Source organism: Oceanibium sediminis (genome assembly GCF_003265325.1).
Lineage (GTDB): Bacteria > Pseudomonadota > Alphaproteobacteria > Rhodobacterales > Rhodobacteraceae > Halovulum > Halovulum sediminis.
The window spans coordinates 1-12356 of the sequence record NZ_QGNX01000027.1; the positions used below are offsets into that span (position 1 = coordinate 1).

11 protein-coding genes and 2 pseudogenes are annotated in these 12356 nt (G+C 62.7%); 2 read left to right on the top strand and 11 right to left on the bottom strand.

All coding sequences use genetic code 11. The features are described 5' to 3' along the window. The first annotated feature begins 225 nt into the window (after window positions 1-225). Entirely contained in the window at window positions 226-579 is a 354-nt protein-coding gene (locus tag DJ029_RS21035; RefSeq protein WP_112324434.1) for a hypothetical protein, read from the top strand. 158 nt (window positions 580-737) lie between these two features. Beyond that, window positions 738-854: pseudogene (locus DJ029_RS22300) on the top strand (IS6 family transposase); the annotation flags it as partial. 211 nt (window positions 855-1065) lie between these two features. Here the strand turns inward: DJ029_RS22300 and DJ029_RS21040 are convergent. The 11 genes and pseudogenes from DJ029_RS21040 to DJ029_RS21090 all read right to left on the bottom strand — a co-directional run. Then, window positions 1066-2220 (bottom strand): mandelate racemase/muconate lactonizing enzyme family protein, encoded by a 1155-nt coding sequence (locus DJ029_RS21040; RefSeq protein WP_112324435.1) that lies wholly within the window; start codon window positions 2218-2220, stop codon window positions 1066-1068. A gap of 60 nt (window positions 2221-2280) precedes the next feature. Continuing rightward, window positions 2281-3669: a class-II fumarase/aspartase family protein gene (locus DJ029_RS21045; RefSeq protein ID WP_198671233.1), complete on the bottom strand. Its 1389-nt coding sequence runs from the start codon at window positions 3667-3669 to the stop codon at window positions 2281-2283. A 9-nt stretch (window positions 3670-3678) separates the two neighbouring features. Beyond that, on the bottom strand, window positions 3679-4377 hold the full coding sequence (locus DJ029_RS21050) for an ABC transporter ATP-binding protein (RefSeq protein WP_112324436.1): 699 nt from the start codon (window positions 4375-4377) through the stop codon (window positions 3679-3681). Next, complete coding sequence (locus DJ029_RS21055; protein WP_112324437.1) at window positions 4370-5149, bottom strand: ABC transporter ATP-binding protein; 780 nt, start codon at window positions 5147-5149, stop codon at window positions 4370-4372. Before DJ029_RS21055 ends, DJ029_RS21050 begins: the two co-directional genes overlap by 8 nt. After that, window positions 5146-6204, bottom strand: coding sequence for a branched-chain amino acid ABC transporter permease (locus tag DJ029_RS21060; protein WP_112324438.1), 1059 nt, complete (start codon window positions 6202-6204; stop codon window positions 5146-5148). The genes DJ029_RS21055 and DJ029_RS21060 overlap by 4 nt, the downstream gene beginning before the upstream one ends. Window positions 6205-6224: 20 nt before the next feature. Next, window positions 6225-7100 carry a branched-chain amino acid ABC transporter permease gene (locus DJ029_RS21065; RefSeq protein WP_112324439.1) on the bottom strand — a complete coding sequence of 292 codons (876 nt, stop codon included), beginning with the start codon at window positions 7098-7100 and terminating at the stop codon, window positions 6225-6227. A 72-nt stretch (window positions 7101-7172) separates the two neighbouring features. Then, window positions 7173-8390, bottom strand: coding sequence for an ABC transporter substrate-binding protein (locus DJ029_RS21070; protein WP_112324440.1), 1218 nt, complete (start codon window positions 8388-8390; stop codon window positions 7173-7175). Window positions 8391-8454: 64 nt separating this feature from the next. Beyond that, window positions 8455-9897 carry an aldehyde dehydrogenase family protein gene (locus DJ029_RS21075; protein WP_112324441.1) on the bottom strand — a complete coding sequence of 481 codons (1443 nt, stop codon included), beginning with the start codon at window positions 9895-9897 and terminating at the stop codon, window positions 8455-8457. Between the two features lie 44 nt (window positions 9898-9941). Beyond that, window positions 9942-11021, bottom strand: coding sequence for a LacI family DNA-binding transcriptional regulator (locus tag DJ029_RS21080; RefSeq protein WP_112324442.1), 1080 nt, complete (start codon window positions 11019-11021; stop codon window positions 9942-9944). 41 nt (window positions 11022-11062) lie between these two features. Further along, window positions 11063-11821 (bottom strand): glucose 1-dehydrogenase, encoded by a 759-nt coding sequence (locus DJ029_RS21085; protein ID WP_112324443.1) that lies wholly within the window; start codon window positions 11819-11821, stop codon window positions 11063-11065. A 220-nt stretch (window positions 11822-12041) separates the two neighbouring features. After that, window positions 12042-12356: pseudogene (locus DJ029_RS21090) on the bottom strand (IS3 family transposase); the annotation flags it as partial.

The window sequence follows — 12356 nt, forward strand, 5'->3', positions numbered from 1 at the left end:
CCCCCCCCGAATTCTGGTGAAGACCGAACTGGTTCCTTGGGGGGTAGTGTCAGTGGTCGATGGTACCCTCCGGATCTAAGCTCCGGACGGGATCAACTCGGCGCAACCCTCGGGAATGTCTCGGCGAACAATCACGCTGGAGCAGGGGCTTGAAGCCCTGAAAAACAATAATGTGCAGGTCTACCGGCGATTCGAAGATCTATTTCCAGCTTTGACGACATCAGTGTGTTCCTCGAAGCCAGTGGTGCGTCGATGAGCCTGCGCTGGATCCGGCCCGATGAGCGCAGGTATACGATCATGGGCATTATGACGGAAGGCAGATTGAATACTCGGCCGATAAACTGGCCCGCCAATACTATCGGCAGAACGGAACTCCCTCACGCTTACCTCGAAGAGATGGCCGTCATAATCGGCGGCTACGTGAAGCCGAACGCAAACCCTGGCGAGTACGGCCTGAAGGCGGCAGATGGTAGTGAGCCGGAATTGGCACTATTGCTGGCTAAGGCCGAGGACTGGCTCGCAGCGATCGGCAGATATCAGGGCGCGCTGTGCAAGGTGATCGGCGAGAGCGTGGGCTGAGGCGTATTCCCTAACGTAGCCGCTGGTCTTACTGAATGGCGCGCTTTCGGCGCAGCATAGTCGACAGCAACGTCGGGTTGAGGCGGGGCAGGCCACGTCCTGCCATTACCAAAGCCGGCCCGTTCAAGTAGTTCAAGACCAGCAATGAAGCCACCCGCTTGGCGGTGTCGCTCTATGTCCAATTCCCGTTGTCGCTCCGGAAAGTCGAGGATCTGCTGTATGAGCGCGATGTCGTCGTCAGCCATGAGATGGTCCGACAATGGTGGCATCGGTTCTGCGCGGCATAAGGCGCAGTCATTTTGTCCTTGGATAGACGGGTTCGCATTCGTCTGACACGAACTGATCCGCCGTTCTAGCCCAGTGGGCCAACTTTGTGCGAAATAAAGAGCCGATTTGCTGTCAGTCAGAGACCAGTTTGAATCTGCCTGACAGCTCTTGGGAAAAGCCTGGACCGATGGTCATTGGAAATGGGGATCGCAAGACTGGTTAATGGGGCACGGTGTATTTCTTGACAGCGGCCTTTTTGAAGGAAATTCCGAAACCGGGCTGCTGGGGAACCTCCATGTATCCGTCGGAGATTTTCGGGAAGCCCTCCGGCAGCTGCCAGAGCAGCGGATCGCGTTCGCGGTTAGCGAAGATTTCCACAAACAGCGCGTGAGGATTGGCGGCCATCAGGTGGATGGCGATCTGCGGCTCCTCGTGATGGGCCATCTGGACGTTCATGAAACCGGCCATGGCCGCCACCTTTTGCCATTCGGTGACACCGCCACAGAGCGTGCAGTCGAGGTTCAGGATGTTGACGTCGCCGTGCTTAATCAGGTCGCGGCAGGCCCGCCCGCTGATTTCACCCTGGCCGACGTTGATCGGGATGTTGGTCTTGGTGGCCAACAGGCGATGGCCATCGGTCTGGTCATACCATTTCAGCGGCTCTTCCATCCAGCGCACGTTCAGGTCCTGCTTTTCCAGCGCCACGCAGAATTCGATCGCGTCCAGCGGATCCCAGCCCTGGTTGGCATCGACCGTCAGCACGAAGTCCGCTCCCCCAGCCTTTCGCGCTGCGTGGACGCGTGCCAGATCCTCTTCCAGCGAGACACGGCCGACCTTCATCTTGATGCCGATGCAGCCGGCCTCCTTCACCTGGCCGACCTCCTCGGCAATTGCCGTGCAGGCGTCGGATTCGTCGGCAGGGTAATAGCCGCCGATGGAAATGACCGGCACGCTGTCGCGGCAGCCACCAAGGAGCTTCCAGACCGGCACGCCGTAAAGCTTGCCGCGCGCGTCCCACATGGCGTTGTCCACGGCGCTGATGGCCTGCATGATGATGCCGCGCGGGTGCATGTCGAGTTGGTGCAGCCCCCGGTTGCCCAGATCCAGCGGATGGCGGAACATCAGCTCCCAGAGGCGCTGGAAGTCGCGCACGTCCTGGCCCACCAACAGCGGCGCAAATTCATTCTCGACCACTGCAATGATTTCCATCTGGGTGTGGAACTCGTCGCCGCCATAGATCTCGCCGACGATGCCGTTCTCCAGATACACCCGGGTGATGATGGTGGGGCGCGAGGCCACCTTGTAGGTGCCGCCGCTAAATTCCCGCGATAGCTTCATGTCGAGGGCGATACAGTCGATATGGGCGATCTTCATGGCAGGTTCCTTGTCAGTGGCCGCCGCCCAAGGGGCGCGGAGGAAAGGGGAGATGGCGCCTCAGCTTTCGGCGCGGCGTTCACGGGCAATGGTCAGCACGCGGTCGACGATGTCGCCCGAGTGACCGAGGTAGTTCGCAGGCGCCAGCAGCGCGTCAAGGCGGTCGTGCGGCAGATGCGCCGTTACCTCGGGGATCTCGCCCAGCGCCTCGGCGAGGGAGATGGCGCGGTCCTGCGCGGCGCGCACGGCGCGATAGACGAGAGCATAAGCGCTCTTGCGTCCGATTTTGGCGCCCAGCGCCATCATCACCGCCTCGGCCGAGATTCCGCCCCGGCTGATAGCGAGGTTGTCGGCCATGCGGCGGGGATGAACCGCCAGGTTGGCCAACAGGTCGTCCGCATGGGCCAGCGCGGCGCCGATGTTCACGAAGGCCTGGGGAATGGCATGCCATTCGGTGTGCCAGGGGCCGGTGGCGCGTTCAAAGTCGGAACAGACCGCCTCCATCATCAGGGCGGCGTTCTGGCGCACGATGCGCCCGGTGCCGATGATCATTTCGCAGAGGATCGGGTTGTGCTTTTGCGGCATTGTGCTGCTGGAGCCACGGCCGGCGGCGTATTCTTCAGTGACCTCGCCGATTTCTGTCATCATCATGATCGAAACGTCTGTGGCGACCTTGCTGAGGGTGCCGGAAATCAGTCCCATGAGGTTTACCGCCTCGGCCAGGCTGTCGCGCATTGAATGCCAGGGACAGGGGGCCTCGAGCAGGCCGAGGTCGCGCATCAGCGCCGCGTGCACCTCGAGCCCCCGGGGGTGGAGCGAGGCCAGCGTGCCTGAGGCACCGGCGAACTGGCCCTGCAGGGCGCGCGGGCGTAGCCCATCCAGCCGGTCGCGATGGCGCAGCACCGCCGATTGCCAGACGGCGCATTTGTACCCGAAGCTGACCGGCAGGGCGTGCTGCAGGTGGGTGCGCCCGGCCATCGGCGTGTCGCGATGGGACTCTGCCAGAGTGCCAAGGCGTCCCGAGATTGACGACAGCGCCGCCTGCACGAGGTCGAACGCCTCGCGCAGCTGCAGCACCACAGCCGTGTCCATGATGTCCTGCGTGGTGGCACCCCAGTGGACGTATTGGCCCGCATCGCCCGGGCAGGCCTCGGCGATCTGGTTGACGATGCCGACGATGGGATAGCCGACGGTATTGGCGGAAATTCGCAGCGCCTCGATGTCGATGTCTAGCGTGTCGATGGCGGCCACGATGGCCTCTGCTGCCGCGGCCGGCACGATTCCAAGCCGGCCCTGCACCCGCGCCAGTGCCGCCTCGACGGCGAGATAGCGCGCGACGGTGCCCGCGTTCGAGAAGATGTCGCGCATGGCGTCGGTGGCGAACATGTCGCCGAAGATGGCGGAATCGATCAGCGCGGCCGAGGCTGCGGCGCGGGGCGGGGTTTTCATGCTCACAGTTCAGACCCCCAGCAGTTCGCGTTTCAATGAATCGTCCCCGGCTATCTCGCGGCTGGTCTTCTCTCCGGTGATATAGCCGTGGTCGTAGATATAGCAGCGCTCTGCCAGGCTGAGCGCGGCGCTGACGTTCTGTTCAACCAGCAGTACCGTCATACGTTCGCGCTTGAGGGTAGCGATGATCTCGATCAGGTCCTCGACGATGACGGGGGCCAGGCCCTCGGTTGGTTCGTCCAGCATGACTATTTCGGGGTTGCCCATCAGCGCGCGGGCGATCGACAGCATCTGCTGTTCCCCGCCGCTGAGGTTGCCGCCGTCGCGCCCGGCGATCTGGCGGAGCTTCGGGAACACCTCATAGACGCGGTCGATGCTCCATTTCGCCTGGCCGTCGTGGCCGGCCTTCTTGCCGAGGTTCAGGTTCTCCTCGACCGAAAGGGTGGGGAAGATGCGCCGGGAATCCGGCACGAAGCCGACGCCTACTTTGGCGATGTCGAAGGGCTGCCGTCCGCTCAGCGGACTGCCCTTGAACAGGATTTCGCCGCTGTGGGTGACCAAGTTCATGGTGCTTAGCAGCGTCGTGGTCTTGCCTGCGCCGTTGCGCCCCAGCAGGGCGACGCATTCGCCCTCGCCGACGTTCAGCGAGATGTCGAAAAGCACCTGGGCGCGGCCGTAGAAGGCGTTTACATTGCGCAGTTCAAGCATTGACCGTTTCCTTACTATTGTCGCCCGCGCCGTAGCTCTTGCCGAGATAGGCCTCGCGCACCGCGGCGTTCTGCTGAATGTCGGCGGGCACGCCGTCGGCGATCAACCGGCCGTTCTGCAGCACCAGGATGCGCTGCGAAATCTTCATGACGACGGACATATGATGTTCCACCAGCACCACCGTCAGGCGCTGGGCCAACTCCTGAATGAAATCGCTCATTTGTCCGGTCTCGTACATGCCGAGGCCGCTCATCGGTTCGTCCAGCAGCAGCACTTCAGGATCGACCCCCAACGACAGGCCGATTTCCAGATGCCGCCGGTGGCCATGCGACATTTCGTCGGCGCGTGTGTGGCGGAAGTCCTGCAGGTGGACGGCCACAAGCAGGCGGTCCACCTCTTCCTCGACCGAGGAAAAGCCGTCCTCGTGCGCCAGCAGGCGCCAGGGATGACCGCGCAGGCGCTGCACGGCGATGCGCAGGTTTTCCTTGACCGTTAGCTGGTCGAAGACGTTTAGCACCTGGAAGGTACGCGTCAGGCCAAGCTCCACCTTGGCATGGATCGGCAACTGGGTGATGTCCTGCCCCTTGAACAGGACGCTGCCCGAGGTGGGCGGGTGGAACCCGGTCAGCAGGTTGAAGAAGGTGGTTTTGCCTGCCCCGTTCGGCCCGATGATCGAGGTCAGGCGCCCCTTCTCGAAGGCGACGCTGACATCGTCCACCGCCTTGAACGATCCGAAGTACACACCGAGGTTCTTTGCTTCCAGAATGTTCACTTGCCCGTCTCCTCGCTGGCCTTATCGGCGTCTTGCGCGCCGGTGCGTCCCCTAATCCAGCTCGTCAGCCGCATCACTGCCTGCGGGATGCCGTTGGGAAAGAAGATCACGACCGAGATGAAAAGCAGGCCGAAGAACAGCATCCAGTGCTCGGTGTAGCTGCTGATCAGATCCTCGGCGCCAACAAAGATCGCCGCCCCCAAGATCGGCCCGAAGAAGCTGTTCAGCCCGCCGCCGATCAGCGTGGCGACCACCACGTTGCCCGACTGCACCCAGAACACGAATTCGGGATAGGTGGCATATTGGTAGTAGGCGAACAGCCCCCCCGCGAGGCCCGAGAAGGCCCCCGAAATCGTGATTGCCGCCCATTTGTACAGATATGCCGGATAGCCGAGGTACTGCACACGCAGCTCGTTCTCCTTGATGCCGCGCAGCACTGCGCCGAAGGGCGAGCTAAGTATGCGCCAGATCACCAGGATCGACAGGAAAAACACCAGCAGCACGAAGTAATAGAAGGTCATCTGATCGTTCAGATCGAAGGCTGCGAAGCCAAGGTCGATGGTCGAGCGTGTCAGCCCGGTCAGCCCGGTCTCGCCCCCCGTCACCTCGTCCCAACGCAAAGCGACGATGAAGAACATCTGCCCGAAGGCCAGCGTCAGCAGGCCAAAATAGATGCCGCGCTTCTTACAGACCAGCACCCCCACCAACCCTGCGGCGATGCCCCCGCCAAGAGCGGCGGTCAGGAGTGCCACGGCGGTGTTCTCGATCCCTTGGTATTGCAGGATCGCCACCATGTAGGCGCCGGTGCCGAAGAAGGCCGCATGGCCAAAGGACGGCAACCCGGTGAAGCCCAGCAGGATGTTGAATGCGATGGCGAAGAGCGAATAGATCACGATCTCCGAGGCGATGCCCACGTTCATCCCGATTAGCGGGACGATGAAGGGCAGCACCAGCAGCACCGCCAGCAACGCGGCGAATTTCGCAGCCATGGCGCCCTGCCGGCGCGCCATGGGGCGCGCGGGTGCGGGCGGGGTATTTGTATCTACCTGTGTCATCTGATTGTCTCCTACGCGCCCTATTCTAGGACGCTTTTCTTGCCCAGCAGCCCGCGCGGCCAGTAAAGCAGCACCACCGCCGCGAGGACGTACATCGTCAGGTCCGCAAACCGCGGGAAGAACATGACGCTGATGGCATTGGCGACCCCGACCAGCAGGCCGCCCAGCACGCTGCCCCAGAAACTGCCCATGCCGCCGATCACCACGATCAAGAACGCCGGAAGCAGCGCGTCGAGCCCCATAGTGGGCCGCACGCTCCACAAGGGGGCGGCGACGACGCCGGCGGCTCCGCCCAGGAGGGCCGTGAAGCCGAAGACGCCGGTTCGGATCAGCGGCAAGTTCATGCCCAGGATGCTGACCATCTCGGGGTCGTGGGTGCCGGCCCGGATGATCGAGCCCAGCGGGCTTTTGGCCAGCAGGTACCACGTGGCGCCGATGATCAGCGCCGCGGCCGCGGCCATGAACAGGCGATATTCCGAATAGATGATGAAGCCAAAGTCGATGAAGCTGTCGGCGAAGGCTGGTGCATCCACCGATCGCGCCAGCTTGCCCCAGATCAGCTGGATGATCTCTTCGCCCGCCATAGCGACGCCAAAGGTCAGCACCAGCACGAACAGCGGATCGCGCCCGTAAAGGCGGCGGATAAACACGAATTCCATCAGGATGCCGATCATCCCGACGATCAGCGGCGCGATCACCAGCGCCCCGAAGTATCCGACATGGAACTGCAACGAATAGGCCAGGTAAGCGCCAAGCGCGAACAGTAGCCCGTGGGCGAAGTTGATGATCCCCATGACGCCGAGGACCAGCGAGAAACCGACCGCGACGAGCGCGAGGATGAGGCCGTAAATAACACCGTTCGTCAGTTGGCTGACGATCTCCACGAAACCGGGCATGGCGTTCCTACCGTCTGTTGGAAGTGTCTCTGGTGAAGGCCCGCACGCGGGGCGCAGGCCTTCGGGATGGGATCAGTCGAATGCCGACATGTCGGCCGTCGCCTCGGCTTCGGGGCTGACGATGTCGGCGCCCGCGGCCACGGTGACCACCTCGTAGAGGTCATAGTCCGCCTCTCGCTCGGCTTCGGGCTTGACCTTGACGATGACGAAGTCCTGCACGATCTGGTGATCGGCAGCGCGCACCGTGAGAGGGTTCATCTTCAGCGATTCTTCCAGCGTCATGGTCTCCAGCTGCTTGACCACGGCCTCGCTTTCCAGCGATCCGGCGGCCTCGGCGGCCTGCAGCAATATCCTAACACCCAGGTATGCGTTGACCGAGTTGGTTGTGGGCACAGGGAAATCCGCATTTGGGTATTTCTCCTGGTAGCGGTCCTTGAATGCCTGCGCCTTGTCGCTGATGTTGTAGTGCCATTCGACACCGGCCAGTGCTATCATCTCATTCTTGTCGGCTCCTATGGCCCAGCTGTCCTCAAAGTCGAGCAGCGGGATCGCGACCTGCATGTCGTTGTAGAGGCCGAATTCCCAGATCTGTTCAAGAAGCGCGGTGGAATCGATGCCCGCCACGTTGACGATCAGCACGTCGGGCTTTGCGTTGCGCACTGCGATGATCTGCGAGCTGAAGTCGCGGGTGCCCAGCGGGATGCGGATCTCGCCGACTTCCTCGACGTCGCCGATCTCTTCCAGCACGCGACGCTGTTCGGTGGTCTGTGCGATGCCGTAGGAATAATCATGGGTCAGGAAGAAGACCGAATCGCCCAGCTTGGCCACTTCGGGCACGAAAGCATTGGCGATCATGCTGCTGGGGGGCGGCACTAGGAAGAAGTACCGGTTGGCCTTGCCGCGCACCAGCTCTTCCGAGTTCGGGTCGAGCGCGAGGTCGATCACCTTGTTGCGCGCCGCGAATTCCGCCATCGCGGTACTGACCGAGCTGCCGCCGCCGTTGACGAAGAAGTCGACGCCGTCGTTCTGCAGCATCCGCGTCGCCTTGCGCGTGGCCTGGGCAGCAGTGCCGGAATCCTCATATTGCACCTCCACCTGGCGGCCCAGCACACCGCCCCCAGCGTTGATCTCCTCCAGCGCCATGTCGATGCCATAGCGTTCGCTGACCCCGAGGAAGCCATAGTTGCCGCTGAGCGGGATCAGGGCGCCGATCTTGACAGAATCCTGCGCATATGTCGCCGTTGCGCCGAGCGAGATCAGCGCAATAGCCGCGAGTTTCGTAAATTTCATCCGTTTTCTCCTCCGTGTTGCGCGCCGGCAGAGTGCCGGCGCCTCGTGTGATCCGGCTGTGGCCTCAGGCGAGGCCGATGCAGATGTTCTTGGTCTGGGAATAGAAATTGACGGCCTCGAGCCCCTTCTCGCGCCCGAAGCCCGACTTCTTGTAGCCGCCGAAGGGGATCTCGACCCCGCCACCGGCGCCATAGGTGTTGACGAAGATCTGGCCGGCCGAAATCTCGCGGGCCAGGCGATGGGCGCGAGTGATGTCTTGGGTCCAGAGACCGGTCACAAGGCCATAAGGCGTGGCATTGGCGATCTTTACCGCTTCCTCGTCGGTGTCGAAGGGTACGACCGTAGTGACGGGGCCGAAAATCTCCTCGTCATGGACGCGCATGCCGGGGTTGGCATTGGCGAAGATCGTCGGTTCGATAAAGAAGCCGCCTTCGCAATCGGCTCCCTCTGGGCGCTTGCCGCCGGTCACGATCTCGGCGCCCTCGTCGCGGGCGATGTCCATATAGCCCATGATGCGCGTCCACTGGCGTTCGGAAATCACCGGCCCCATGTCGGAATTGTCGATCCCCGGCCCGACGCGATAGTTGCGCGCTAGACCCGCCAAACGATCAATCACCTCGTCTTGGCGGGAGCGGTGCACCAGAACGCGGCTGCCGGCCGAACAGGTCTGACCGGCGTTTTGTAGCGCGCACTTGATCACCACCGGCAGCGCCTTGTCGAGATTGGCGTCCTCGAACAGGATGTTGGGAGATTTGCCGCCCAGTTCCAGCAGCACCGGCACGACGTTCTTGGCCGCTGCCTGCATCACCGTGCTTCCGGTCTGCACCGAGCCGGTAAAGGCCACGAGGTTCACATTCGGGTGCGCCGCCAGCGCCGCGCCAGCTTCCGCGCCATAGCCCGGCACCACGTTAACCACGCCGGCGGGGATCCCCGCCTCCTTGCATAGGCGTCCCAGTTCGATGGCGCTGAGACAGGCTTCTTCGGCTGGCTTGACCACGATCGAGTTGCCGGCGGCCAGACAGGGCGCAAGGCCGCGCGCCGACATTTGCAGCGGATAATTCCACGGCACGATCTGCCCGACCACGCCCAGCGGTTCGCGTTCGGTATAGTCGAGGAAATCCAGCGTAAGCGGGATGGTGACGCCGCCGATCTTGTCGGCGATCCCGGCGAAGAACTCGAAATAGCGCGCGGCGACGACGCAATCCGCTTCGGCCTGGGCCAGCGGCTTACCGGTGTCGAGGCTTTCCATCCTCGCGATGCGGTCCTTGTTCTCTAGGATCAGCGCCGCGACCCTGTGCAGCAGGCGGCCGCGATCAGCCGGCGTTGTGCTCCGCCAAGCGCCGTTCTGAGCCTTGCGGGCGGCGGCGACGGCGCGGTCGATCTGGTCCTTGCCACCCTCGGCGACGCGGGTCAGGGTTTTGCCGGTCGAGGGGTTTAGCAGATCGAAATACCGCCCTCCGGCATCGTCCCAAACACCGTCGATCAGCGCGTCGAATTTCTCTTGCATAATGCACTCCTTTGTCATGTCTTGCGTGGCGCCGCCGATCCGGCTCAGGGATCGGGGGGCGGCGGTGTCTGGCGGGGCCGGGCGGTGGACTGACGTTCGATAAGCGCTACGGGGGCCAGCACCGTCTGCTTTCTCTCCGATCCGTCACCGCCGATGAGTTCGAGCAGCGACAGCGTCGCCTGTCGGCCCATCTCGAACAGGTCGTAGCGGACGGTGGTCAGCGGCGGATAGATTAACTCGGCGATTGTGCCGTCGTGCAGCCCCACGATCGACATGTCGTCAGGCACCTTCAGTCCGTTGGCGCGGCACACCGTCACCGCCGCGGCCCCCACCAGCAGGCTGTTGCAGAAGATCGCCGTGGGCAGCGGGCTGCATTCGTCCAGCAGTTTTTGCGTCGATACCCGCCCGTCCGCGGTCAGATAACCGCTTTCCACGATCAGCGCCGGGTCGGGCGCGATGCCCGCATCCCGCAGCGCATCGGTATAGCCCTTGGCACGCTGGGCCGAGTTATAGTGCTTCAGCGGCCCCGAAAGATGCGCGATCCGCTGATGCCCCAGCGCCACCAGATGTTCGACCGCCAGCCGCGCGCCTGCGCCGTCATCCACGATCACGAAGTTGTTTTCGGCCCGCGTCCGCCGGTTGACCAGCACGGTCGGGATCCCTGTGGCGTCCTGATGCAGGATCTTTTCGTCCTCGCTCTGCGAGGTTGTGACTAGCAGCCCGTCGACCCGGATGTTGAGCGCCAGGTTGCGATAGATTTCCTCGGGGCTCTGGGTTTCGCCGCAATAGCTGACAAGCAGGGAGTAACCGTTGTCGACCGCCGCCGCTTGGGCGCCGCGGATGATTGGCGCATAGGCGGGGTTCTCGATCTCGGGCAGGATGATGGCGATGGCCATGCTTTTCGAGGTGCGCAGGCTGCGCGCCGCCGGGTTGGGCGCATAGTTCAGCTTCTTAGCGGCCGCGAAGATGCGCGCCCGGGTTTCCTTGCGGATCGACAGCTTGGTATCGCCACGCAGCACGCGCGACACTGTGGTGATGGACACGCCCGCGGCCTCGGAAACATCCGAGATCGTCACCGTGCGGGCATCCCGCTGGGATGGATCGTCGTCGGGGTTCTGGGTCATCGGGCGGCCATTCGATCTTTCTTTACAGGGTGTCGCGGCGCTCAGACGCCGCGCCCACCGTCCACCGCCAGTTCGGCGCCGGTGATCAGCGAGGCCTCGTCGGATGCCATAAAGAGGATTGCAGCCGCGACGTCCTCAGGCGTGCTGAGTCGACCCAGCGGGACCGAGTTGATGAAGGCTTGGCGCTTGTCCTCGGAAGACTCGCCGCCCATAAACTCGGACAGCATTGGTGTGTCGCCGGCGACGGGGGCCACGGCGTTGACGCGCACCTTGTCGGGAGCCATTTCCAGCGCCAGCGCCTTGGTGATGGCATTGGCTGCCGCCTTGCTAGCCGCATAGGCCGACATGCCCGGGCGCGGACGGGTTCCGCCGATCGAGGTGGTGTTGATGATCACGCCGCCGCCGCGGGTCTTGAAGGCGTCGAGCGCGGCTGCAGCCGAAAGGTAGATCGCCTTGGCGTTCACCGCGAACATTAGGTCATAGTGGTCCTCGTCCAGCGCCGCGAAATGACAGGGGCGTTGAGGCACGCCGGCATTGTTCACCAGCACGTCGAGTCCACCAAAACTCTCCACGGCGGCCGTCACCATCGCGTCGGCCCCGGCGCGGGTCGCTACGTCGGCCTTGCAGAACACAGCCTTGTGACCGGCCCCTTCGATCTTGGCGACTGCTTTTTCGCCGGCCTCGGCGTTCAGGTCGACCACGACGACCGAACCGCCCTCTTCCGCAAACCGCCTTGCGATCTCGAAACCGAATCCCGACCCCGATCCGGTGACGATCCCGACCTTGTCCTTAAACCTCATTTCATTCCCTTCCTTTGGGCCCACTTGTGGGGCGGTGTATCGATTTAGTAAAACGTTATACTGAATCTCAAACTTGTCAATCTCCTTGTTGATGCTGCGCGGCTAGGATGCAGAGGCCTCCGGCAATGGGGCGCCATTCAAAACATCTGATTTTTATGAAAATGGATATAGATCAGTATGTTATACTGGAGAAAGTTCGACATCAGGCCCATTCCCTCCCGCGATCCAGGAGCACGTGGACGCGCCGATAGCCGTAGCGCACCCGCGTTTCGTAGATCTCCTTGATCCGCTTCTCCACAGCAGCCTGATCGGTGCGGCGGGATTTGAAATGGAACGTTGAACGATCAAATCCGATGGCGCCACAGGCCGTCCGGATCGAAACCGCCCAATCGCTGCACATCCCGCGAAGCAGTTCGCGCATCCGATCAGGCTTCAGATCTTTCGCCGTATCACGTCCTGCAGCATTTCCCGGTCCAGGGTCAGGTCGGCCACGATTTTCTTCAGCCGACCGTTCTCGTCCTCGAGCTGCTTCAGC